Annotated in this window: 23 protein-coding genes; all 23 read left to right on the top strand. The window is 27.5% G+C overall.

From position 1 onward, the window contains the following. Window positions 1-16 precede the first annotated feature (16 nt). Genes kpsM through CQA75_RS04145 form a run of 23 tightly spaced genes read left to right on the top strand, consistent with a single transcriptional unit; the run spans window position 17 to window position 25250 of the window. The gene (gene kpsM, locus CQA75_RS04255) at window positions 17-799 is read left to right on the top strand and encodes a capsule polysaccharide transporter KpsM (protein ID WP_137623812.1); all 783 of its coding nucleotides are present in this window, start codon (window positions 17-19) and stop codon (window positions 797-799) included. Continuing rightward, window positions 796-1458: an ABC transporter ATP-binding protein gene (locus tag CQA75_RS04250; protein ID WP_137623811.1), complete on the top strand. Its 663-nt coding sequence runs from the start codon at window positions 796-798 to the stop codon at window positions 1456-1458. The genes kpsM and CQA75_RS04250 overlap by 4 nt, the downstream gene beginning before the upstream one ends. Further along, the gene (locus CQA75_RS04245; protein ID WP_137623810.1) at window positions 1458-2576 is read left to right on the top strand and encodes a capsule biosynthesis protein; all 1119 of its coding nucleotides are present in this window, start codon (window positions 1458-1460) and stop codon (window positions 2574-2576) included. Before CQA75_RS04250 ends, CQA75_RS04245 begins: the two co-directional genes overlap by 1 nt. After that, entirely contained in the window at window positions 2577-4235 is a 1659-nt protein-coding gene (locus tag CQA75_RS04240) for a polysaccharide biosynthesis/export family protein (protein ID WP_137623809.1), read from the top strand. An 11-nt stretch (window positions 4236-4246) separates the two neighbouring features. Continuing rightward, window positions 4247-5194, top strand: a complete 948-nt coding sequence (locus tag CQA75_RS04235; protein WP_137623808.1) for a KpsF/GutQ family sugar-phosphate isomerase — start codon at window positions 4247-4249, stop codon at window positions 5192-5194. Between the two features lie 4 nt (window positions 5195-5198). After that, window positions 5199-6275, top strand: coding sequence for a glycosyltransferase (locus CQA75_RS04230; protein WP_137623807.1), 1077 nt, complete (start codon window positions 5199-5201; stop codon window positions 6273-6275). After that, a complete protein-coding gene (locus CQA75_RS04225; protein WP_137623806.1) occupies window positions 6265-7296 on the top strand; it encodes a glycosyltransferase family 2 protein in 1032 nt (343 codons plus the stop codon). Before CQA75_RS04230 ends, CQA75_RS04225 begins: the two co-directional genes overlap by 11 nt. Continuing rightward, the gene (locus CQA75_RS04220) at window positions 7272-8636 is read left to right on the top strand and encodes a glycosyltransferase family 2 protein (protein WP_137623805.1); all 1365 of its coding nucleotides are present in this window, start codon (window positions 7272-7274) and stop codon (window positions 8634-8636) included. Before CQA75_RS04225 ends, CQA75_RS04220 begins: the two co-directional genes overlap by 25 nt. After that, window positions 8633-9589 (top strand): UDP-glucuronic acid decarboxylase family protein, encoded by a 957-nt coding sequence (locus CQA75_RS04215; RefSeq protein ID WP_137623819.1) that lies wholly within the window; start codon window positions 8633-8635, stop codon window positions 9587-9589. Before CQA75_RS04220 ends, CQA75_RS04215 begins: the two co-directional genes overlap by 4 nt. A gap of 3 nt (window positions 9590-9592) precedes the next feature. After that, the gene (locus tag CQA75_RS04210) at window positions 9593-10891 is read left to right on the top strand and encodes a UDP-glucose dehydrogenase family protein (RefSeq protein WP_137623804.1); all 1299 of its coding nucleotides are present in this window, start codon (window positions 9593-9595) and stop codon (window positions 10889-10891) included. Further along, complete coding sequence (galE, locus tag CQA75_RS04205) at window positions 10888-11856, top strand: UDP-glucose 4-epimerase GalE (protein ID WP_137623803.1); 969 nt, start codon at window positions 10888-10890, stop codon at window positions 11854-11856. The genes CQA75_RS04210 and galE overlap by 4 nt, the downstream gene beginning before the upstream one ends. Further along, on the top strand, window positions 11856-12980 hold the full coding sequence (gene glf / locus CQA75_RS04200) for a UDP-galactopyranose mutase (protein ID WP_137623802.1): 1125 nt from the start codon (window positions 11856-11858) through the stop codon (window positions 12978-12980). The genes galE and glf overlap by 1 nt, the downstream gene beginning before the upstream one ends. Then, the gene (locus CQA75_RS04195) at window positions 12977-15097 is read left to right on the top strand and encodes a glycosyltransferase family 2 protein (protein ID WP_137623801.1); all 2121 of its coding nucleotides are present in this window, start codon (window positions 12977-12979) and stop codon (window positions 15095-15097) included. Before glf ends, CQA75_RS04195 begins: the two co-directional genes overlap by 4 nt. After that, window positions 15094-16299, top strand: a complete 1206-nt coding sequence (locus tag CQA75_RS04190) for a glycosyltransferase family 8 protein (RefSeq protein WP_137623800.1) — start codon at window positions 15094-15096, stop codon at window positions 16297-16299. The genes CQA75_RS04195 and CQA75_RS04190 overlap by 4 nt, the downstream gene beginning before the upstream one ends. Then, the gene (locus CQA75_RS04185; protein WP_246023747.1) at window positions 16272-18011 is read left to right on the top strand and encodes a hypothetical protein; all 1740 of its coding nucleotides are present in this window, start codon (window positions 16272-16274) and stop codon (window positions 18009-18011) included. Before CQA75_RS04190 ends, CQA75_RS04185 begins: the two co-directional genes overlap by 28 nt. Window positions 18012-18055: 44 nt before the next feature. Further along, window positions 18056-19087, top strand: coding sequence for an N-acetylneuraminate synthase (gene neuB / locus CQA75_RS04180; RefSeq protein WP_137623799.1), 1032 nt, complete (start codon window positions 18056-18058; stop codon window positions 19085-19087). Next, on the top strand, window positions 19084-20199 hold the full coding sequence (neuC, locus tag CQA75_RS04175) for a UDP-N-acetylglucosamine 2-epimerase (RefSeq protein ID WP_137623798.1): 1116 nt from the start codon (window positions 19084-19086) through the stop codon (window positions 20197-20199). Before neuB ends, neuC begins: the two co-directional genes overlap by 4 nt. After that, complete coding sequence (locus CQA75_RS04170) at window positions 20196-20864, top strand: acylneuraminate cytidylyltransferase family protein (RefSeq protein ID WP_137623797.1); 669 nt, start codon at window positions 20196-20198, stop codon at window positions 20862-20864. The genes neuC and CQA75_RS04170 overlap by 4 nt, the downstream gene beginning before the upstream one ends. A 21-nt stretch (window positions 20865-20885) precedes the next feature. Further along, window positions 20886-21893 carry a hypothetical protein gene (locus tag CQA75_RS04165; RefSeq protein ID WP_137623796.1) on the top strand — a complete coding sequence of 336 codons (1008 nt, stop codon included), beginning with the start codon at window positions 20886-20888 and terminating at the stop codon, window positions 21891-21893. A gap of 18 nt (window positions 21894-21911) precedes the next feature. Next, window positions 21912-22202, top strand: a complete 291-nt coding sequence (locus tag CQA75_RS04160; RefSeq protein WP_137623795.1) for a hypothetical protein — start codon at window positions 21912-21914, stop codon at window positions 22200-22202. 3 nt (window positions 22203-22205) lie between these two features. Further along, on the top strand, window positions 22206-22928 hold the full coding sequence (locus tag CQA75_RS04155; RefSeq protein WP_137623794.1) for an SDR family NAD(P)-dependent oxidoreductase: 723 nt from the start codon (window positions 22206-22208) through the stop codon (window positions 22926-22928). After that, window positions 22921-24246 carry an ANL family adenylate-forming protein gene (locus CQA75_RS04150; protein ID WP_137623793.1) on the top strand — a complete coding sequence of 442 codons (1326 nt, stop codon included), beginning with the start codon at window positions 22921-22923 and terminating at the stop codon, window positions 24244-24246. The genes CQA75_RS04155 and CQA75_RS04150 overlap by 8 nt, the downstream gene beginning before the upstream one ends. Continuing rightward, on the top strand, window positions 24243-25250 hold the full coding sequence (locus CQA75_RS04145) for a 3-oxoacyl-[acyl-carrier-protein] synthase III C-terminal domain-containing protein (RefSeq protein WP_137623792.1): 1008 nt from the start codon (window positions 24243-24245) through the stop codon (window positions 25248-25250). The genes CQA75_RS04150 and CQA75_RS04145 overlap by 4 nt, the downstream gene beginning before the upstream one ends. Window positions 25251-25321 lie beyond the last annotated feature (71 nt).

The raw sequence follows: 25321 nt of genomic DNA, 5'->3' as shown, positions 1-25321 counted from the left end.
GGTGGTATAAAATCAAATGTTAAATGTAATTTATGCACTTTTTTTTAGAGAGCTAAAAACCAGATTTGGCACTAATAGGCATTTGGGTTATCTTTGGGTTGTGGGTGAACCTATGAGTGTGGTTTTGGTTATTACTACAATTGTTACTCTAATTAGAGAATATCACCATCAGGTTATGCCTGAAGGGATTTCTATTTTTATGTTTGTTATTTCTGGAATTGTTCCGTATTTTATGTTTAGAAGTATAGTGAATCAGCTTATGAACGGTATAGGGGCAAATTTAGCTTTGTTTGCTTACAAGCCTGTTAAGCCTATACATGTTTTTATTGCGAGGGCTTTGCTTGAGTTTTGTATATATTTTGTGATTTTTATTGTTGTTTTATTTTTTGCAGGTTGGTTTTTTCATCTAGAAGTGATACCAAAAAATTTTTTGGACGTTTCTTTTTGTATATTTTTACTTTTTTGTTCAGGTTTTTCTTTAGGGATTTGTTTTGCTATTATTTGGCATTTTGTTGAGCCCTTAAGAACATTACTAGCTTATTATAGTATTATTTTTTATTGGACTTCAGGTGTTATTTTTCCAACTTGGCTTATGCCCAGATCTTTATTGAATTTATTTTCTTATAATCCTTTGCTTCATATTATGGAACTTTTAAGATATAATTTTTTTGAAAATTATCCTTTAAATGATGAATATAACTATTTTTATCCTATGTTTTGTATCGGTATAATACTTTTTATTGGTTTATTTTTTTATTATCATAATAGACAAGCTTTAACAGCGGTAAAAAAACAATGATAAAAATTCTAAATTTAACAAAATCTTACCCTTTATTTAGTGGTGGAAGGCATTATGTTTTTAAAGATTTTACCTTTGAATTTCCTGAAAATTGTAGCATAGGTTTAATGGGCAGAAATGGAGCTGGTAAATCAACCTTAATGAGGCTTTTAAGCGGATCTGAGCTTCCAGATAGCGGCAAGATAATCACCAATAAAAAACTATCTTGGCCTTTAGGTTTAAGTGGAGCCTTTCAAGGTTCGCTTACTGCAAGAGATAATGCTAAATTTGTAGCAAGAGTTTATGGCTATAGAGGAAAAAAATTACAAGAAAAAGTGCAATTTGTAGAAGATTTTGCTGAGCTTGGAAAATTTTTTGATGAGCCGATGAAAACTTATTCTTCTGGAATGAGTGCTAGAATTGCTTTTGGGCTTAGCATGGCTTTTGATTTTGATTATTACTTAATCGATGAAGCAGGTGCGGTGGGTGATCCTTCCTTTAGAGAAAAAAGTGTAAAACTTTATAAAGAAAGACTTAGCCAATCAAAAGTGATTATGGTTTCACATAACGTAGCTGAAATTAAAGAATGGTGTGATAAAATTATTTTTATGGAAAATGGAAAAGCGACTGTTTATGATGATGTTGATGAAGGAATAGCGGTTTATCAAGGAAGAGCTTAATGAAAGAAAAAAAAGCATTTATGGGAAAAATTAAAGATTTGAGTATTTTTGATTCTTTTAAAATTGTTTGGTTTTTGATGATTTTTGTAGTGATTTATTATGTATTTATCGCTGCACCTCGTTATGTAACCACTATGATTTTAGATGTTAGAGCTACAAGTGGAGCAAGCGCTCAAGCTAATGGCATTTTATCCTTGCTTTCTTCAAATTCTACTGCTAGTGAAGATATAAAATATCTTAAAGGCTATATTCATTCTTCTGATATGTTAAAAATTCTAGATCAAAAAATTCAGCTTAAAAAACTTTATAATGAACAACATTTGGATTTATTTTATAAATTATGGCAATCAAGTTCCAATGAGGCTTTTTTAAAATATTACCAAAGTCGTATTAAAATTCATACCGATAATGAAACTGGATTATTAAGCGTTGAAGTAGAGGGTTTTACTCCAGAATCTTCTTATTTGATCGCTAAAACTATTATGGAAGAAAGTGAAAAATTTGTTAATGAAATTTCTCATAAATCAGCAAGAGATCAAATGGCTTTTGCTGAAAGTGAAGTTTTAAAATTTAAAGACAAATTTCAAAAAGCGCAAAATGATTTAATCGCTTTTCAAAATAAATACGGAGTTTTTGATCCTTTAAAACAAGCTGAAAGCAAAGCAAAATTGATTTCAGAAATTGAGGCTAATTTAGCTCAAAAAGAAGCTAAGCTTTTAAGCTTACAAAGTTATATGAATGATGCAGCACCCGAGATTGTAACCTTAAAGGCTGAAATTGTAGCTTTAAAAAAACAATTATTAAAAGAAAAGTCTAAAATTTCAGCTAATAATCCTTCACAAAAATTAAATAATCTTGCTGCCAAATTTCAAGATTTGACCATAGAGGCAAATTTTACTCAAAAAGCTTATGAATCAGCTTTAAAGGCTTATGAAAGTGCAAGAATTGAGGCGGCAAGAAAGATTAAGCAACTTGTTGTAATCCAAAGTCCTACTAAGCCTCAAATTGCAAAATATCCTGAAAGAATTTATGATATCTTAACAGCCTTTATGGTTTTATCTTTATTATATGGCATTATTAAATTTGCTAAAATGATTATGGAGGAGCATAAGTATTAGATGAAAAAGATTGTTTTATTTTTATTTTCTTTTGTTTTTGCTTTTGGTTCAGTGGATGTTTCTCAAATCACTGCAGTTGAAAATGAAAATGCTAATTTCATATCAGATAAAAATATAAGCACAAGTAATTCCAAATTTCAACAAGAAAATACAGTAAAAACGGATGATGATACAATTCCTGTTTTTGGTGCACATCTTTTTAATGGGAATTTTAAAAATTATACTCAAAGAGTTTATAATCCTGATTATAAAATTGCAGTAGGCGATCAAATCAGTTTAAAAATTTGGGGTGCTGTTGAATTTGAGCGTGTACTTGTTGTGGATTCTCAAGGTAATATTTTTATCCCAAAAGTGGGTGCTGTTAATTTATTGGGTGTAAAAAATAGTGCTTTAGTGAGTGTGATTAAAGCTCATGTTAATAGGATTTATAAAAGCAATGTTTTTGTTTATGCCGATATGAACGCCTATCAAAATGTTTCTGTTTTTGTAACAGGAAGTGTAAATTCTCCAGGACTTTATCAAGGATTAAGTTCAGATTCTGTGATACAATATCTTGATAAAGCAGGTGGGATTAATTTAGAATATGGAAGTTTTAGAGATATTGAAATTTTAAGAAACAATCAAGTGATTAAAAATATAGATTTATATAATTTCTTGCTTAAGGGTCAAATGGATCTTTTTCCTTTTAGAAGCGGGGATGTTATTTTAGTGGGTAATGTGCAAAATTATGCCTTTGTAAGTGGGGATGTGCAAAGACCTTTTCGCTTTGAACTTTCAAATGATATTAAGACTTTAAGTGATTTGGCGCGTGTAGCAGGAGCAAAACCTATAGTAACCAATGCTGTAGTTAAAAGCTATGGAGAGGATCATAAACTCAATGTCAGCGCTTATAATAAAATGCAATTTTCTAAAGTTTTATTGCAAACCGGCGATGAGGTGCAATTTAATCCAGAATATATCTCTAAAAATATCACGATCACTGTAAGCGGTGAACATAGTGGGCTTAAAAATTTGGTGGTTAAAAAAGGAACAACTTTAGAGGATGTTTCAAGGCTTATTATGTTTAATGATCAATCCAATGTTAATGCTTTACAGGTTTTTAGAAAATCTGTTGCCAAAACTCAAAAAGAACTCATCAATGCTCAACTTAAAGAACTAGAAACCTTAGCCTTAACAAGCACTTCGGTTACCTCTCAAGGTGCTGCTATTAGAGCTGAACAGGCAAAATTGATTCTTGAATTTATCCAAAGGGCTAAGCAGGTTGAGCCTAAAGGACAAATCGTTATTGATAATCCAAAATCTTACAAATCCGTGATTTTAGAAGATGGGGATGTGATCAATGTTCCAAGTAAAAACAATCTTGTAATCGTTCAAGGTGAAGTCTCTTTGCCAGGTGCTTTTGTTTTTGACAAGGGTAAAGATTTGAAATATTATATCAATCTTGCTGGAGGTTATGGAGAAAGAGCTGATACTTCTAAGGTTTTAGTTATACGTAGCAATGGTAAGGCTGAAAAATTTAATGGAAATATTACAATGCATCCAGGGGATTCCATCTTAGTTTTACCTAAAGTTGAAAGCGAGAATTTGCAAATCTTTAGTATGCTAACTCAAATTCTTTATCAAATTGCCGTTGCAACAAATGTTGTCTTAAATCTCTAAAGGTTGTTTTTATGGAAGCGATTGAAATTGCAAAAGAAGTTTTTAAAATAGAAGCCGAGTCTATATTTGATTTGGCTTCTCATTTGAATGAAGATTTTAATCAAGCGATTAAATTCATTTTTCAAGCTAAGGGAAGATGTATAGTTAGCGGTATGGGAAAATCAGGCCATATAGGTGCTAAAATCGCAGCGACTTTAGCTAGTACGGGAACCCCTAGTTTTTTTATCCATCCTGGAGAAGCTTTGCATGGCGATCTTGGTATGATGACTCCAGAAGATGTTTTAATCGCTATTTCAAATTCAGGTGAAACCGAAGAGCTTTTAAAAATAATCCCTGTTATTAAAAGAAGAAAAATCACTCTTATAGCAATGACGGGTAATTTAAATTCCACTCTAGCAAGGCAAGCTGATGTTTGTTTGGATATTTCGGTTAAAAAAGAGGCTTGTCCTCTTAAACTTGCCCCTATGTCTTCAACAACGGCAACATTAGTAATGGGTGATGCTTTAGCGGCTGTTTTGATGAAAATGAAAAATTTTAAACCCGATGATTTTGCCCTTTTTCACCCAGGTGGAAGCTTGGGACGTAAGCTTTTGACAAAGGTAAAAGATCTTATGGTTTCAAAAAATCTTCCTATTGTACATCCAGATACTGAATTTAATGATCTTGTCAATGTGATGACAAGCGGAAAACTTGGACTTTGTGTTGTTATAGAAAATGAGAAGCTGGTTGGAATCATTACCGATGGGGATTTACGTCGAGCTTTAAAAATGAGTGATAAGCCAAGATTTGATTTTAAAGCAAAAGAGATTATGAGTGACAATCCAAAAGTTATCGATGCGGATGCTATGGCAAGTGAGGCTGAAGAATTGATGTTAAAACATAAGATTAAAGAAATTGTTGTAGGAAAAGAGGGTAAAGTAGTAGGAATCATCCAGCTTTATGCCATAGGAAATGTGTAATTTAATGTCCCCCATTTTATCTATAATCATCCCTTTTGGCTTAAGTAAGGAAAGAGCTTATATACAAGATAGAGTTATAAACAAAGCTACTCGCTTAAAGAGTGATGAAAAAATAGAATATATTTTTGTTGAGGGTTATTCTTCATTAGAAAATAATCTAAAGCAAATTATAGAAGAAAATGGTCATATTTATTTAAAAGATGAATCTCAAAAAGATTTTTTTTCTCAAGGAAAATGTAGAAATTTAGGTGCTTGTTTTGCAAATGCTCAAGTGATTATGTTTTTAGATGTTGATTGTTATGTTAGTCCCTTTTCTTTAGAAAAGATTTTAAATCTTATTAAGATTAAAAATATTGCACAATGCATTAATGAATTTTTAGTCTTACCTGTGGTGTATTTAACCAAAGAGGGAAGTGATAAAATTTATAAAGAAGAGGAAAAATTATGGGATGATATTGTTAAGCAAGATTTAATTAGCGGGAGAAGGAGCTTGGTTCATTTTTATTCCTTTGTTTCAAGTGCTACTATTGTTAATAAATATAACTTTTTAAATCTGGGCGGTTATAGTGAAGAATTTATAGGGCATAGTTACGAAGATTTTGATTTTTTAGCAAGATTAATTTTTTATTCAGCAACGTGTGAAAAAACTCCAAAAGCTCTTTGTTATGATGAAGGAAATTGGAATATAAGTAGTTTTAGAGGTTTTAGAGCATGGTTTTCTTTGTTTGGTTATGAGATGAGCTTTCATGGAATTTATATGTTTCATTTTTATCATGAAGAGCCAAATCAAAATAATTACATGTCAAATAGACACAAAAATCATAAAAAATTTTATACAAATTTAGCAAATTTAAAAAAAAGTCAAATAAAATCTTTTTATGATAATATACCTAATGACATTAAAATAAATTTTGATAAAAAAAATATACCTTTAACTTCTTTAGTTTATAGTCAGTACTTATATGAAATTCGAACTAAAAATAATTTTTTCAATTTTTTCAATTTTTTTCTGGTGAAATTTTCACACACCAAACTTTATAGAAAAATTAAAATTTTTTTAAAGAAAATAAATGAAACCTAAAATTAGTATTATTGTTCCAGTATATAATAATATCAAATATATTAAAGAGTGCATAGATTCAATTTTAAATCAAACTTTTTTAGAATTAGAGATAATATGTGTTGATGCTAATTCTAACGATGGAACTTTAGAATTTTTGAGAAATATTTCAAAAAAATACAATCATGTAAAGTTAATTATTTCGAAAAAAAAAAGCCTTGGATATCAGTTAAATTTAGGGATAGAACATGCACAAGGAGATTATTTTTGCATAGTTGAAAGTGATGATTATATTGCAAATAATATGTGTGAAAAATTATACACTTTGATAACGCAATATAAGGTAGATATCGTTAAAGCTGATATTTTAAGTTTTAAAAGATCTTTTTTTGGAAGGAAATATACTTATAAATATATCTCTAATGATAAAAATTTATATAATAAAATTTTAAATGAAAATGATCGTGATATTATTATTAAAAAAACATGGAATATGAATCAAAGTTCTATTTTTAATATAGACTTTGTTAGAAAAAATAACATTAAAGCTAATGAAACTTTTGGAGCATCTTATCAAGATTTTGGTTTGTGGTTTTGGTTGTGTTGTTTTTATAAAAAAATATATTTTCATAATGAAGCTTTTTATTATTATAGAGAAGATAATATAAATTCATCTTCAAATAATAAAGAAAAAGTTTATTGTGTTTGTGATGAATGTGATTTTATAGAGCAAAATATTATTAGTGATAACGATCAGCTTAGAAACATTTTTTATTATGCTAAATTTAAAATTTATATTTGGAATTTATATAGAATTGAAAAAAAATATAGATTAGATTTTTTAAAAAAAATGGCCAATGATTTTTTTCAGGTATCAAAAGAAAATTTATCTTTGTTTGGTCAAAATGATTTAAAAATTTTAAAACAAATTACTTATGATCCAAATTTATATTGTAAAAAAATAAATAGTGTTTTTGACAAATTTAAAAAAATCTTTTTAAGATATAAAAGGAAAATATGCAAAGCAAAACAGTTGGCGTAGTTATACCAATATATAATGTACAAGATTATTTGAAAGAATGTTTAGACAGCGTTATTAATCAAACTTATAAAAACTTACAAGTTGTTTTAGTCAATGATGGAAGTACTGATGAAAATTCATTAAACATTGCTAAAGAATATACCTTAAAAGATGAAAGATTTATTTTATTTGATAAAAAAAATGGCGGACATAGTAGCGCAAAAAATGTAGGCATAGAATATTTCAATAAAGAATATGAACTTAAAAATATCACTAATGATATTAAAGAAAATTTTTTAATAGAATTTGGCATAGAAGGAAATAATGAAATATATAAAGTCTATAAAAGTTCTAAATTCTTTAAAAATGAAAATGAACTTTTAAATTTTAAAACCCCTGATATAGATTATATTATCTTTTTAGATAGTGATGATTATTGGGAATTAAACTGTATAGAAGAATGTGTCCCTAGAATGGAAGGGGCTAATGTAGTTTGGTTTGATTTTCAACCAGAAATAGAGAGTAATTTTAAAAAACAATTTAAAACAGAAATGGAGGTTTTAGATTGTAAAAATGAAGAAATTATTTCTACAAAAGATTGGCTTGAAATTTGCGAGAAAAAAAAATATTTATTTTGGTTTGCATGGCAAGGAATGATCGAATTTAAATCACTTTTGCGATCTAAATTAAAATTTATCGATAAAATCATACATGAAGATCATCATTTTGGAATTTGTTTATTTTCATCCATTGAAAAAATTTATATATATCCTCAAAAAAAGTATCACTATAGAGTAAGAAAAAATAGTGTAAGCCATCAAAATAAATTTCATATAGATAAAACATCTTATTTATACGATTTATTTCAGGAATTTCGAGATGATATTTATGAATTTAAAAATTATCAATTAGCTATGAATTGGGCTTTTACTTTATCACATATGGTTGATTTTTTATCTTTAAACAACTATGAAAAGGTTGAAAAAGTGTTTTTAAGTCAGGTGTTAAGCAAGGCTTTAAGGGTATTATTTCTAACAAAAGATCCTTATAATTTGATTGAAATTTTAAAGATTTATAAAAATTATTTTTTAAAATATCAAATCAGCAAAGAAGAATTTATCAGAAATTCTTTAGAATATCAAATAGGCTATTTAATATTAAAAAATAATATTTTCAACGTAAATGAAGTTATAAAAAGATATAATTCGCAAGTTAAAAAAAATCAAAATTATATAAGAGAATTTTCTATTCAATTTCTAGAGAATAAACACGATTTTGATGTCCAAAAGATAAAAAAACATCTTTCTTATAGATTAGGGAAATTTTTATGCAAAATAGTACTTTTTTGGAGGAAAAAATGAAAACGATATTGGTAACTGGCGGAAGTGGTTTTGTCGGATCTAATTTATGCCAAAGACTCATTGAAAATGGTGATAAGGTTATATGTGTTGATAATAACTATACAGGAAGAATGAGTAATATAAAAAAATTATTAGAAAATCCAAATTTTACATTTATCAAACATGATATTTGTGACATTTTAGAAATTGGTGAAAAAATAGATCAAATTTACAATCTCGCCTGTCCAGCTTCTCCGCCAGCTTATCAAGGTAAATATGCCATAAAAACAACTAAAACTTGCGTACTTGGAATTTTAAATATGCTTGAGCTTGCAAAAAAACATAATTCAACTATTTTACAAGGTTCAACTTCTGAAGTATATGGCGATCCGATTATGCATCCCCAAAGCGAAAGTTATAGAGGAAATGTAAATCCTATAGGCATTAGAGCTTGCTATGATGAGGGAAAAAGGTGTGCAGAAAGTTTGATGTTTGATTATCATAGACATGAAAATGTTGACATAAAAGTGATTAGAATTTTTAACACCTATGGGCCAAATATGGATCCTAATGATGGTAGGGTTGTGAGTAATTTTATTTGTCAAGCTTTAAGTGGCAAAGATATCACTGTTTATGGGGATGGCACTCAAACAAGATCGTTTTGTTATATTGATGATCTTATCGATATTATGATAAAAGTTATGAATAGCGATAAAGAATTTACCGGTCCGATCAATACAGGAAACCCAGGTGAATTTACCATCAAAGAACTTGCTCAAAAAGTTATAGAAAAAATAGATTCAAAATCACAAATTATTTATAAAGATCTACCTTTAGATGATCCAACGCAAAGGCGTCCTGATATTACTCTAGCAAAAGATAAATTCCAATGGGAACCAAAAATAAAATTAGATGAGGGTTTGGATAAAACTATAGAATATTTTAAAACTTGCATTCATGAATTTAGGGGTTAATCGATGAATATATGTATTATTGGAACGGGTTATGTAGGACTTCCAAGTGGTGCTTGTTTTGCAGAGCTTGGAAATAATGTGATTTGTGTTGATATAGATGGGAAAAAAATCAATGAATTAAATAATGGAAAAATCACTCTTTATGAAGAAGGATTAGAAGAGATTTTTTTAAGAAATTTAGAAAACAAGAAATTAAAATTTACTACTTCTATTAAAGAGGGTTTGAAAAATGCTGATTTGATTCTTATTGCCGTTGGAACTCCTCCGCATCCATTAACAAAAGAAGCTGATTTAAAGTATATCTATGCTGCTGTAAGAGATATCGCAAAAAATTTAGATCATTATGCTGTAATAGCAACAAAATCAACAGTTCCAGTGGGTACAGGCGATGAGATAGAAAAAATTCTTTTGCAAGAAAATCCAAAAGCTCAATTTGATGTTATTTCTTTACCGGAATTTTTAAGAGAAGGTTTTGCGGTGTATGATTTTTTCAATCCTGATCGTATTGTAGTGGGATTAAATTCTCAAAAACCTAAAAAAGTTATAGAAGAATTATACGCCCCATTTAAAAATAAGAGTCAAATTTTATTTGTTAATAGAAGATCTTCTGAAACAATCAAATATGCTTCTAATGCTTTTTTAGCGATAAAAATTCATTATATCAATGAGATGGCAGATTTTTGTGAAAAAACAGGAGCTGATATCTTAGAGGTCGCAAAAGGTATGGGACTTGATAATAGAATAGGAAATAGATTTTTAAATCCAGGCCCAGGATACGGTGGTTCTTGTTTTCCTAAAGATACTCAAGCCATGGCTTTTATGGGTAAGAAAAATGATGTTAATTTGAGTTTAATTGATTCTGCGATTAAAGGCAATGAAGAAAGAAAAGACAAAATCGCTCAAAAAATCTTATCTTACATCGATGATTTAAAAAACGATCAAGTTGCCATTTTAGGACTTGCTTTTAAAGATGGTACAGATGATTGTAGGGAATCTCCAGCTGTAGAAATTGTTTCTAAACTTTTAAAAGAGGGTGTTAAAATTCATGCTTATGATCCAAAGGCTATGGAATTAGCTAAAAGTATTTTAAAAGATCAAATAAAATATGCAAAAGATGCTTATGAAGCTATAAAAGATAGTAGCTTGCTTGTTATTTTAACAGAATGGAAAGAATTTAGGGAACTTGACTTAAATCAAATTTCTAGCTTGATGAAACATAAAAAAATTTTAGATTTTAGAAATTTATTGGATAAAGAAAAAGCTTTAGAAGCGGGATTTGTGTATAGCGGAGTTGGAAGATGAAAAACCTTTTAATTGTCGGCGGAGCTGGTTATATAGGATCTTGCACTGTTAAGCATTGTTTAGATCATGGTTATAATTGTATTGTTATTGATAATTTAATTTATGGTCATAAAGAAGCGGTCGATCAAAGAGCTAAATTTATCCATGCTGATTTATTGGATTTGTATTCTTTAAAACAAGTTTTTAAAAATGAAAAAATAGATGCCGTAATTCATTTTGCAGCTTTTGCTTATGTGGGCGAAAGTGTTGTTGATCCTCAAAAATATTATAAAAATAATATTATTGGGACTTTAAATTTATTAAATGTTATGTTAGAGCATAATGTTAAAAATATAGTTTTTTCAAGCACTTGTGCAACCTATGGAGAGCCGCAATACACCCCTATAGATGAAAATCATCCACAAAATCCTATCAATGCTTATGGTAGAACTAAACTTATGGTGGAACAGATTTTTAAAGATTATGAAATAGCTTATGGTTTAAGACATATTTCTTTAAGATATTTTAATGCAGCTGGAGCTATGGAAGATATAGGGGAAAGTCATGATCCTGAAACTCATCTTATCCCACTTGTTTTAAAAGCTATTAAGGGCGAAATAGAGTGCATTAATGTTTTTGGAACGGATTATGATACAGAAGATGGGACATGCATAAGAGATTATATACATATAGAAGATCTTGCTAGTGCTCATCGTTTGGCTTTAGAAAATTTAAGTCAATATAGTGGTTGTATCAATTTAGGAACAGGGGTGGGGACTAGTGTAAAAGAGATTATACAAGCAGCTGAGGAGGTTAGTGGTAAAAAATGTCCCATAAAGTATGCCTCAAGAAGAGCAGGGGATCCTGCGAAATTATTTGCTGATAATAAAAAAGCAAAGGAAATTTTAGGCTGGGAAATAAAATATAAAGATATTAAAGATATTGTCAAAACAGCTTGGGAATGGGAAATAAATAGGAAATTTTAATGGAGAAAATAAAAAATTTAATCGTTGGCAGCGGCTTAAGTGGTGCAGTATTGGCAAGAAAGATAGCCGAGGAAAAAAAAGAAAAAGTTTTAATAATCGATAGAAGAAATCATATCGGTGGCAATGTGTATGATTATAAAGATCAAGAAACCAATATCACTATCCATAAATATGGTCCTCATGTTTTTCATACAAGCATAAAAGAAGTTTGGGATTTTTTAAGTCGCTTTACAAAGTGGCATTATTTTTTTTACAAAGTCAGAGCTTATATTGATGGAAAAGAGGTTAATATTCCTTTTAATTTGGACAGCTTATATAAGGTTTTTCCTAAAAAAATAGCTTTTAATTTAGAAGAAAAACTTTTAAAATGCTATGAATTTGATACAAAAACCACTATTTTAGAATTGCGAAATTCTAAAGATGAAGATTTAAAATTTCTAGCTGAATATATTTATAAAAAAGTTTTTTTAGGTTATACAAGTAAGCAATGGGGTGTTGATCCTGAACATATTGATGCGAGTGTGAGTGCTAGAGTGCCTATATACATTAGCAAAGATGATAGATATTTTCAAGATACTTATCAGGCTATACCTAAGGAAGGTTATACTAAGATGGTAGAGAATATTCTTAATCATCCTTTAATAGAGCTTAGGTTAAATGTAGATTTTAAAGAGGCAAAAAAAGAGCTGGACTATGAAAATCTTTTTTATACGGGCGCTATTGATGAATTTTTTGATTACAAATTTGGAAAGTTGCCTTATAGAAGCTTAGATATCAAATTTGAAAAATACGATAAAGAATATATGCAATCATGTGCGCAAATGAATTATCCTAATAATTTTGATTTTACAAGAAGCGTTGAGTATAAATATTATCTTGATGAGAAATCAGAAAAAACAATACTTTCTTATGAGTATCCTTGCGAATTTGAAGAAGGAAAAAATGAAAGATATTATCCTATACCTAATGAAGAAAATCAAAAACTATATGAAAGATATTTACAAGAGGTAAATGAATTTAAAAATATATATTTTTTAGGAAGATTAGGGGACTATAAATATTATGATATGGATAAAACTGTGGATAGAATTTTGAAATTTGCAAAAACAAAGGAAATTAAATGAAAAAAAAGCCTTTTGTTTCTATAATAGTGCCTATTTATAATGTAGAAAAATATTTAAGGCAATGTTTAGATAGCATAGTAAAACAAACTTTAGAAAATATTGAAATTATATTAATCAATGATGGTTCCACTGACAGTTGTGGAAAAATATGTGATGAATATGCTTTAAAAGATAAAAGAATTAAAGTTGTTCATAAAAAAAATGCTGGTCTAGGAGCAGCTTATAATACAGGATTGGATTTAGCTACTGGAGAATATATAGGATTTGTCGAAAGCGATGATTGGATTGAATCTGATATGTATGAAGAATTATACAAGAAGGCTAAAGAAAATCAAGTTGATGTTTGTCTTAGTGGCTTTTTTTATTATACTGATTCTTCTAATGTACCTTATCAACCTTTTTTAAATTTAAGAATTTTTAATACTATTTATTCAATTAAAGATTTTACAAAATTAATGACTTTTCATAGTTCTATTTGGTCTAGAATTTATAAAAGGGAAACATTGGGTCATATAAGATTCCCAGAATTTAATAATTCTGGATATTATTGTGATTTTCCTTACTGGGTAGAGATTGTTTGTTGTGCTAAAAGGATGGTAAATATTCCTTTTTGTTTTTATCATTATAGGATTGATAATCCAGATGCTTCCTCTACAAATAGCAGAACTGATTCAAAATTATTAACAGTTATTGATTCAAGCGAAGAGACTAAAAATATTTTGAAAAAATATGGCAAATATGATTTATTAAAAGAGGAGATGTATTATAATTGCATATTAACTTCATTTAGGTTTTTTGCAAATATAGATAAAGAATATAAAAAAGAATTTTTTCAAAGATTGAGAGATTTTATTGAAGATTTAAGAAATGATTGTAATTTTATTTTTAAGTATTTTACGGAGGATAATTTATTGAATTTATATAGAAGAGAGTTTATTTTTAGTCTTTTAAATAATGATTATAAAAAAGCTATTGAATTGAGTTTTTTTATTAAATATAATGCTGAGAATATTTTTAAAAGTCAACTTTCTTATCAAATAGGTTATATTTTAACTCATAAAGTAAGATCGCTTAAAAATATTATTCAACTTCCTTTTTTGATATTTAAAGCAAAAAAAGCATTTAAGGAAAGACAAAAAGAGCTAAAAAATATAAATTTACCAAGATTGGACCAATATCCAGATTATAATAAAGTGTTAAAAATGAAAAATCATTTAAGTTATAAAATTGGTAAAGCTATAGTTGATGCACATAAAAAATGGTATTTGGGTGGATACTTAATTTTACCTTTTAAAATTTTGAAGATTTATTTGAGGCATAATTATAATTTTCAATTTTTTCATTTTCAAAATAATATAAATAGCCAAGTTTTATCTAAGCTTGATAAATTAGAAGCTAAACTCAATAAAGTAGAAAGAGATGTTTTAAATTTAAAAACAAATATTCAAGCTTCGCAAATTCATTTAGATATATTTAAAAAATATAAAAATTTTTTTAAAGATAAAGATATTGTTATTGTGGGCACTGGCTCTTCTACAAAATTATATAAAAAACCAAAAAAAGCAATACATATTGGTTTAAATCGAAGTTATAAGCTTAATATAAAATTAGATTTTCTTTTTATAAATGATGCGGTGTATCCAGAAAATGATTTTGAATTAAGAAGATTTATTGAAAATAATCCAGACTGTAAAGTTTTTTTGGGTTTATTACCGGATAGATTTTTGTATAATCAAACTCATTTTAGGCATAATCCTGATTTGTTTTGTTATTCAAATGTTTTTCCTTATGTTTTGGAATATTTTTCGCAAGGTGTATGGGCTTATGATATTTCCCATGAGCCTTTTGGCGATTTTAATAGCGTGGTTTTTTCAGCTTTGCAATTTGCCTGCTACGCTAATCCTCAGAAAATATTTTTAGTTGGATGTGATTGCGTCGAAGGACATTTTTATAAAGATTATTACTCTGAAAAATTTAGTTTAAGTTATTTGGTGCCAGTTTGGAAAAAAATTAAATTATTATTAGATAAATTTTATCCACAAATTCAGATTGTATCTATAAATCCAGTAGGATTAAAAGGATTATTTGATGATATTTATGAGAAAGAGGAGCAATGAATAATAATCAACAAGAAATTCATATTTTTTTTACTATAAATGATTCTTATGCGGGATATTTATCAACTTGTATAATTTCAATTCTTGATAATTTAAATAGTAAATATTCGGTTTGTTTTTATATTATAGATGGTGGAATATCTGATTATAATAAAGATAAAATTACAAGTTTAAAGATAGATAGAGATTTTAGTATTCAATTTATTCAAATTGATCAAGAGTTATTTGGTCATCTACCTAGAAGCTCTCAAGCGCATATTACTAAAGAAACTAATTATAGGTTTTTAGTTTCTTCTTTAAATTTTAACCTAGAAAAGTGTATTTTTCTAGATGTTGATTTGATAGCAATTGGAGATATTTCAAAATTATGGGAAACTGATATTGATGATTTTTATATAGCAGCTGTGATTGATCAAGCTCCCTTAAAAGAGAATTCTTGGGTTAAAGATTTGCCTTTACCGGATAATTATTTGTATGTTAATACAGGAGTTACAATTATTAATTGTAAAAAATGGAGAGAAGATAATATTGAAAAAAAATTATTTGCAGTTTCTAAAAGGTATTCAAAAATTTTAAAATTTCCGGACCAAGATACTTTAAATATAGTTTTACATAAAAAAATTAAATATTTGTCACCTATCTATAATGTAATGCCTATTCAGAATTATTTCGATGAAGATCAAAAGAATGAAGCTTTTGCAAATCCCCAAATTATTCATTGGGCTGGTTTTAAGAAACCTTGGAAATATCCTAATGTAATGTATGCTGAAAAATTTTGGCATTATGCTTTTAAAACTGAATTTTATGAGGAAATTTTATTTAAGGGTGTACAGCAAAGCATCCCTTTTCCTAGAAAAATTGGAGCTGTTAAAAGAATAAAATCTCATTTATCTTTTAGAATTGGTGATGAAATTTTGAAAGTTAAAATTAATAAAATTAGAATCATAATTTTACCATTTATAATAATTTATTTGATTGTTAATTATAAAATTTCAAAGTATATTTATAATTTTTTATCAAATTTCAATCCAGATTTAAAACTTACTCCTTTAAATGAATATGCCGATTATAAAGAAAGTTTAAAGATAAAGGAATATTTAACTTATAGGATTGGAAATTTAATCTTAAGAAAGCCTTTTACATTTATATTTTATATTGCAAAGGAGTATAGAGAATGGAAAGAAAGAAAATTGCAATCTTAGTAGCATCTGATCAAAACTATGATTTTATGTTGGCAAATTTAATCATAGGTTTAAAAAGATGGAATGAAGATATTATTGCAAATATAATAGTAATGTATGATAATATCGATGATTCAACAAAAAATAAAATTCAATCAATTTGGCCGGATAAAATTATTTTTAGAAATTACAGCTATGAGCAATTTTCCAAAGACTTTGGAAAAGAAAATTTATATTTAACGGAGAATTTACCGCTTTTTAAAACTCATCTTATCTATACGAGATATTATCTTTTTGAATTATTGAATGAGTATGATTATGCGGTTTGGCTAGAGCCAGATCAATTAATTACTGGTTCTATAAAAAATACAATTTATTTAACTCAAGAATTATCCGGATGCTTTTGGTACACAAATCGAATTGAAGAATATGTTAACGAATATTATTCTAAGCCAATTGATCAAAATAAAATATTTATGTTGGCTGGTGGATTTATTGTAGCAAATCGAAAATTATTATCAAAAACATTCAATAATGATTTAACAAGAGAAAGTTTTCTATGTTTGAAAAATTATCTTACTATGCGGTGGAATAAAAAACAAAATTTAGAAAAATGGGATTTTGCTCCGGGAACTGACGAAATGGTTTTTGGCCTTTTAGCATATAAATATAATTTAATTTGTCAGGATATTAGTTCTTTGGTAAATACCCTTCCTGGAGTGAGTCAAAATAGCAATCATATTCATTTTGTTATTCATCATAAAGCTTGCAATCCTATTTTTAATTATGCTTTTCAAGAGTATTTAATTAATAATAAAATTTGGGTAGAAGAGTATAATGGGGTTGATAAGTTAAAACTAATGCAAACAAATATGCCGATCACTTCTAATTCTAAATTATATACAATGCTGTATAATTTAGAAAGTTTATCTTATATTTTTCCCGATATTTCTAAAATTTTTGCTAATCAGTTGAGTCAATATAAATTATATATTAATTCTTTGCATGATTTACCTTTTTTGGATATATATTCTCTATATTTTCAAAATAAATTCTTTTTTCGATTAGTTTTACCTGGATGTGTTAGAGAAAGCTTGTATATCCAAATTATTTTTAAAGATATTGAGTTACAAAAAAGTATTTTCAATCAATTAGTGCAAGTTTTAGAGTATTATAAAATTGTTCCTAAAGATCAATTATTAATTTCAATCAATGTTCAACCAATAAGATTTTTAATGCACTCTTTGCAAAATTATCGTCTTGCATGTGATTCTATAGCCATTCCTTTAAATTTAAGACCTTATGGAAATATTTATTCAGATGTAAATTTTTTGGTTAAGGAATTATTGAATGTTATTAGCAAAAGTTTTAATTTGGTTTCGTCTTTGTCAAATATGAAATTAGAATTTTCCAATTCAGCTAAGGCAAGAATTCAAAACCAACTTTCTTATAAACTAGGTCAAGCTATGATAGAAAATTCAAAAAGCATACTAGGTTATATAAGAATGCCTTATGTTTTATCTTATATAAAAGATAAACATAAACAAGAACAAAAAATTTATGAGGAAAAAATCAAAAAAGATCCTTCTTTAAAATTACCTCCTTTAGAATCTTATCCTGATTATGAGGAAGCTTTAAAATTTAAAGAACATTTATCTTATAAATTAGGAGAAGCTTTAATAAGAGCTAATAATAATTGGTACGGGGGGGGGGTATATCAAATTGTGGTTTGAGATAAGAAAACTTAAAAAAGAATTTAGAAATAAAAAGGAAAAATATGCAAATAAAAATCGATAATTTAATCATATCTCAAAATTCTCCTTTAATCATTCCTGAAATAGGCATCAATCACAATGGAAGTTTAGAGCTTGCAAAGCTTATGGTTGATGCAGCTAAAAGAGCAGGAGCTAAGATTATTAAACATCAAACGCATATCGTTGAAGATGAGATGAGCGAGGCTGCAAAAAAAGTTATCCCAGGAAATGCAAAAATCAGCATTTATGAGATTATGAAAAAATGTGCTCTTGATTATAAAGATGAATTAGCTTTAAAAGAATATACAGAAAAACTAGGTTTAACGTATCTTAGCACACCTTTTTCTCGTGCAGCTGCCAATCGCTTAGAAGATATGGGGGTGTATGCTTATAAAATAGGTTCTGGAGAATGCAATAATTATCCCTTGATTAAACACATAGCACAATTTAAAAAACCAATGATTGTAAGCACAGGAATGAATAGTATAGAAAGCATAAAACCTACGGTAAAGATTTTAAGAGATTTTGAAATTCCTTTTGTTTTACTTCATACAACCAATCTATATCCAACCCCGATGCATTTAGTAAGACTGCAAGCTATGCTAGAGCTTTACAAAGAATTTAATTGTCTTTATGGGCTAAGCGATCACACAACGAGTAATCTTGCCTGTTTAGGTGCTGTTGCTTTAGGGGCTAGTGTTTTAGAAAGACATTTTACAGATAAAATGGATAGAGAAGGTCCTGATATAGTATGTTCAATGGATGAAAAAGCCTTAAAAGAACTTATTATCCAAAGTGAGCAAATGGTTCTTTTGAGAGGAGATAACAATAAAAATGCTTTAAAAGAAGAGCAAGTAACTATTGATTTTGCTTTTGCAAGTATAGTAAGCATAAAAGAGATCAAAAAAGGACAAATGCTTAGTGAAGAAAATATCTGGGTTAAGCGTCCTGGTATCGGTGGAATTGCTGCGGCTGAATTTGAAAATATTTTAGGTAAAAAAGCAAAAAAAGACATCAAAATCGATACACAACTTACTTGGGATGATTTTGAATGAAAAAAATAGTCTTTGTAAGTGGCACAAGAGCTGATTTTTCTAAAATAAAATCTTTAATGCTTAAAATAGAAAATTCTAATGAATTCGAATTATTTATATTTGCTACCGGTATGCATATGAGCAAAAAATTTGGATTAACTGTTAAAGAAATAGAAAAATGTGGTTTTAAAAATATCCATAAATTTATAAATCATGATAAATATTATCAAATGGATAAAGCCTTATCTGCTACTATTGATGGTTTTTCAAAATTTATACATGAAATTGAACCTGATTTAATCGTTGTGCATGGAGATAGAATCGAACCTTTAGCCGCTGCTATTGTTGGAAGTTTAAATAATATCTTAGTAGCACATATAGAAGGTGGAGAATTATCAGGAACTATAGATGAGAGCTTAAGACACGCTATAAGCAAACTTGCACATATACATTTAGTCAATGATAAAACAGCAAAAAAAAGGCTTATGCAAATGGGAGAAGATGAAAATTCTATTTTTATTATAGGTTCTCCTGATTTAGAATTACTCAATGTTAATAATATTAGTATTGAAGAAGTAAAAAAATATTATGATATCGACTATGAAAACTATGCCATAGCTATTTTTCATCCAGTTACAACAGAATTTAACTCCATGAAAGAACAAAGTGAAGAATTTGTAAATGCTTTAATTAAAAGCAAAAAAAATTATATTGTTATTTATCCAAACAATGATTTAGGTTTTGAATCCATTATGCAATCTTATGAAAAATTAAAAGATTTAAAACGCTTTAAAATTTTTCCCTCATTAAGATTTGAATATTTTATTATTTTATTAAAACATGCTGATTTTATCATCGGAAATTCAAGCTGTATTTTAAAAGAAGCTTTATATCTTGGCATCAATGGAATTTTAGTTGGCTCAAGACAAGACGCAAGAACAAATATAAAAGATGTTTTAAAAACACAAGCAAACGAAAAAGAAATTTTAAAACTCATTGAAAAACCTTTCAACTCTAAAAATAAAAAACATGAGATCAAAGTTTTAAAAAGTTCGGAAGAATTTTTTAAACTTTTAAAAGATGAAAAATTCTTTAGAATTAATAAACAAAAGAAATTTATGGATATAATATGAATTTAGCAATCATTCCAGCTCGTGCCGGATCAAAAGGGATAAAAAACAAAAACTTAGCACTTTTAAACAATAAACCTTTACTTTATTACACAATACATGCTGCTAAAAATTCTCATTTTATAGATAAAATTGTTTTAAATAGCGATGGGGATGAAATTTTAGAATATGGAAAAACTCAAGATATTGATACCTTGAAAAGACCAAGTGAATTAGCACAAGATGATACAACTAGCGATAAGGTTATTTTACATACTCTAGAATTTTACAAACATTATGAAAATATTGTTTTTTTACAACCCACCTCTCCTTTTAGAACCTATAAACACATTGATGAGGCTTTTTTAAAATTTCAAGAAGAACGATCAAATGCACTCATTAGCGTTACAGAATATGATAATAAAATTTTAAAAGCTTTTATGGTGAACAAAAAAGGCCATTTGCAAGGTGTATATAATGATAAATACCCTTTTATGCCCAGACAAAAATTACCAAAAACTTATATGAGTAATGGTGCAATTTATATTATAAAAACTGATCTATTTTTAAAAAATCCGACTTTTTTACAAGAAAAAACAAATTATTACATCATGGATGAAAAATCAAGTTTGGATATAGACAATGCTAAAGATTTGGAAAAAGCAAATGAATTAATCAATTATAATTAAATTAATTTTTTGGAGAATTTAATGAATAGAGATTATGAGATAAGACTATGCAGAGAGGATGAATACGATAAACTGGTTTGTTTTATTAAGGAAAATTGGAATGAAAATCATATTTTTGTGAAATCGAAAACGATGTTAGATTTTCAGCATTTGGATAAAAAAAATAAAATTTATAATTTTGTAATCGCATATAATCGGCTTACTAAAGAATTTGATGCGATTCTAGGCTTCATACCTTTAAAACATTACGATAATAAGCTCGATAGCAAAGATTACTGGATAACGATGTGGAAAGCAAAACCTAGTTTAAAAAATGGAATAGGTCTAGGGTTGTTTAATTTTTTTCTAGTAAATCAAAATCCCGAAACATTTTCTGGTATAGGATTATCAAAAATAGCTACAAAAATATGGAAAGCGTTGGGATATTATTTATGTGAACTAAGACATTTTTATATACCAAATGATAAATTAAATTCCTTTAATATAGCTATTTTTTCACATTTAAACAGAAATAATTTTGTAGGCAAAAAAACTAATTATATTTTAAAAGCAATGGATCAAAATATGTTGATTAATTTTTGCAATTTTCAAAATCAAAATCCAAAAAAAAGCATCGATTTTATTGTCAATAGATATATAAAACATCCATTTTATGATTATAAATTATATGGTTTTTACGACGGTAGTTTTTGTGCTGGTATGTTTGTGTGTAGAGTGATAAAAATAGCTAATTCGCAATGTATTAGAATAGTTGATTGGTTGGGGGAATTTGTTCAAGATTCATATAATTTATTTCAGGAATTGTTAGAAGAAAATAAAGCAGAATATATTGATTTGCTGTGTTACATGAATAATTATGAAAAAATTATAAAAATGGGTTTTATATCTAAGGTTGATAATGATATAATCCCAAATTATTTTGAGCCATTTGAAAAGTCAAATATAACCTTAATGGCATTTACAAATAATTTAGATTATGTAATGTTTAAGGGCGATAGTGATCAAGACAGGCCAAATATATTGCTATAATTAAAAAAGGAGATAAAAATGCAAGAAAAAATTCAAAACATAGTAATAAATTCATTAAAAAATTTGGCAGATGAATTAGAAAATGATAATCTAAAAAAACCCAATTTAGAAACTCCTATTTATGGACAAAATGGAAATTTGGATTCTTTGGCGCTTGTTAGTTTCATTTCTGATTTAGAAGAAATTTTAAGCAATGAATTTGGGAAAGATTTGGTTTTGGCAAATGAAAAAGCTATGAGTTTTAGAAATTCTCCATTTAAAGATGTTTATACATTAAGTTTGTATATAGAAGACTTACTAAAAGGTTAAATTATGCAAAAAATTATTGTTATAACTGGAACCAGAAAAGGTATAGGTAAAGAACTTAGTGGGTATTATTTAGAAAAAAATCATATTGTTTGTGGGTGTTCAAGGGGTGAGTCTAGTATAAATCATTCAAATTATAGACATTTTGAATTAGATGTTAGTGATGAAATATCAGTTGTTAATATGATCAGAAATATCAAAAAAGAATTTAAAAAAATAGACATATTGATCAATAACGCAGGCATAGCCTCGATGAATCATCTATTAATAACACCAAGAAAAAGTGTAGAAAATATTTTTAACACTAACTTTTTTGGTAGTTTTTTATTTATAAGAGAAGTAGCTAAAATTATGAGTCAAACTTATAAAAAAGAAAATACTTCTATGCCTTATAGAATTATCAATTTTTCTACAGTAGCTACTCCTTTAAGATTGGAAGGCGAGGCTATATATGCAGCTTCAAAAGCCGCTATTTGTAGCCTTACTCAAATTTGCGCTAAAGAATTAAGTTCCTTTGGTATCACTTGCAATGCTATAGGCCCTACTCCAGTTCCAACAGATCTTATAAAAAATGTTCCTAAAAATAAAATCGATGATTTGTTAAACAAACAAGCTATAAAAAGATTTGGTGAAGTTAAAGATGTGATCAATGCTGTTGATTTTTTTATAGATGAAAAGAGTGATTTTATAACAGGGCAAATTCTTTACTTAGGTGGCGTTAATGGCTGAATTTAGTAATGATTTTTTAAATAAAATTTTTAACCATGATTTGGAAGATGTGGCTATAATTTGTGGCAATAAATATACGTATTATGATTTAAAAAATGAAGTTAATAAAAAAATATTAGAACTTAAGAACTATAACAATATTGTTGGTATTTTAGGGGATTTTAGTTTCGATAATATAAGTTTATTTTTAGCCTGTATAGAGTTAAAAAAAATTATAGTTCCCTTTGTTAATAAAGAAGAATTAAATGTTAAAATAAATGAAGTCGGCTTGGATGTTTTATTTGATAAGGGTAATTTTATTAAATATAAAGTTGAAAAAAATCATACTTTGTTAAAACTTTTATTAAAAGAAAATCAATCAGGTTTGGTTTTGTTTTCAAGTGGCAGTACGGGAAAACCTAAAGCCATAGTTCATAGTTTAGATCAATTATTAAATTGTATTAAATTTGTTAATAAAAACAATATTTTTATTCTTTTATTTTTATTTGATCATGTTGCGGGAATTGATGTTTTAGTAAAAGGCTTATCTTCTCATTCAACTTTAGTTATTCCAAAGAATAAAAATGCTGAAGAAATTTTATCATTAATATCAGAATTTAAAGTAAATATTATGCCAGTGTCTCCAACTATGTTGAAATTAATAATGTTTAGTGATTATAATCGATACGATTTAAGTTCATTGGAAGTAATTGCTTATGGTAGTGAAAAATTAGATAATGTTATTTTAAATAAATTAAAATTAATATTTCCGAAAGTTTATTTTAAACAAAATTTTGGAACCAGTGAAACTTTTAGTCTTGAGACTAGAAACCATAAAAATAAAGAAGAATATTTTAAAATTATTAATACTTGTTATAAAATTATCAACAATGAGCTTTTTATAAAGAGTAATACTCAAAGTTTAGGATATTTAAACGCTGACAATTCTGCTTTTGATAACGAGGGATATTTTGCAACTGGAGATTTAGTTGAAGTTATTCATGAAAATGGCGAAGAATATATAAAGATCATAGGCAGAAACAAAGAAATAATCAATGTTGGTGGAGAAAAAGTTTTACCTCAAGAAGTCGAAGGAATAATTTTGCAAATTCCTTTTATTCAAGATTGTTTAGTATATTCTCAAAAAAATCCTATTACCGGACAAGTGGTGTGTGCTAAGATAGTTCTAGAACAAGGAAAAACATTAAATTCTTTAGAACTCAAAAAAGAAATTAGATTATTTTGTAAAGATAAATTAGCAAATTATAAAATTCCCACCAAAATAGAGATTGTCGAAGAACTAGAATTTAGTGACAGATTTAAAAAGGTAAGAAAATGAAAGCAATTTTTAAGGATGTGAACATCTCAGCAATTTCAACTACTTTACCAAAAGATGTTAAATGTATAGATGAACAAATAGATGAATTTTACAATGGAAATCAAAAACAGTTAAATAGAATAAAAAAAAATATAGGAATAAATTTTAGACATATAAGTGATCAAGAGACTACAACTTTAAATTTATGTTATAGATCATCTCTTGATATTATAAATAATTTTTCAGATATTCACTTGGATGCATTAATATTTGTAACACAGACTCCAGATTTTTTACAACCGAATAATTCTCATTTGTTGCATGGTATGCTTAATTTGGATCAAGAATGTTTGTGTTTTGATATTAATCAAGGTTGTAGTGGTTATGTTTATGGTTTATATGTGGCATTTTCATTATTGTACAATGGAAATTGTAAAAATATATTATTATGTGTTGGAGATACCATAAGTAAGATAGTTAATCCTAAAGATTCAAATACCGCACCATTATTTGGCGATGCTGGATCGGCGACTTTGTTGCAAAAAAAGCAGACTAATGATAATGCGTATTTTATATTAAATTCTTTAGGAAGTGGTTGGAATAATATATGGCTACCAAATTCAGCATTTAAAAAAACCAAAGATTGTTCTTTTTTGAAAATGAATGGAGCGGAAGTTTTTAATTTTTCTATAGAAAAAGAGATGGATTCAATTTCTAATTTACTACAATTTTCAAATATGGAAATCGAAAATATAGACTATTTATTTTTTCATCAAGCTAATTTATATATAATTAATAATATTGCTAGAAAATTAAAATTACCTTTAGATAAAGTTCCAACAGCTAGCATAGAAAAATATGCTAATACTTCTAGTGCATCGATACCTCTTGCTATATGCGATCTATTTCAAGCAAAAATAAAAGAACATAAAAAAGTGATTTTAAGTGGTTTTGGTGTAGGTTTGAGTTGGGCAAGTTGTTGTTTAAGTTTAAATGACACATTGATTTTCAAAAATATAGAATAAGGAGAAATTATGACTAAAGAAAATTTTTTAATTGAATTACAAGACGCGTTGTAAACAGAAGAAGTATTGGA

The organism is Campylobacter taeniopygiae, assembly GCF_005406225.1.
In the GTDB taxonomy this organism is placed as follows: domain Bacteria; phylum Campylobacterota; class Campylobacteria; order Campylobacterales; family Campylobacteraceae; genus Campylobacter_D; species Campylobacter_D taeniopygiae.
The sequence above is the reverse complement of the archived record's forward strand: the minus strand, read 5'-3'. Positions and strand labels throughout refer to the sequence as shown.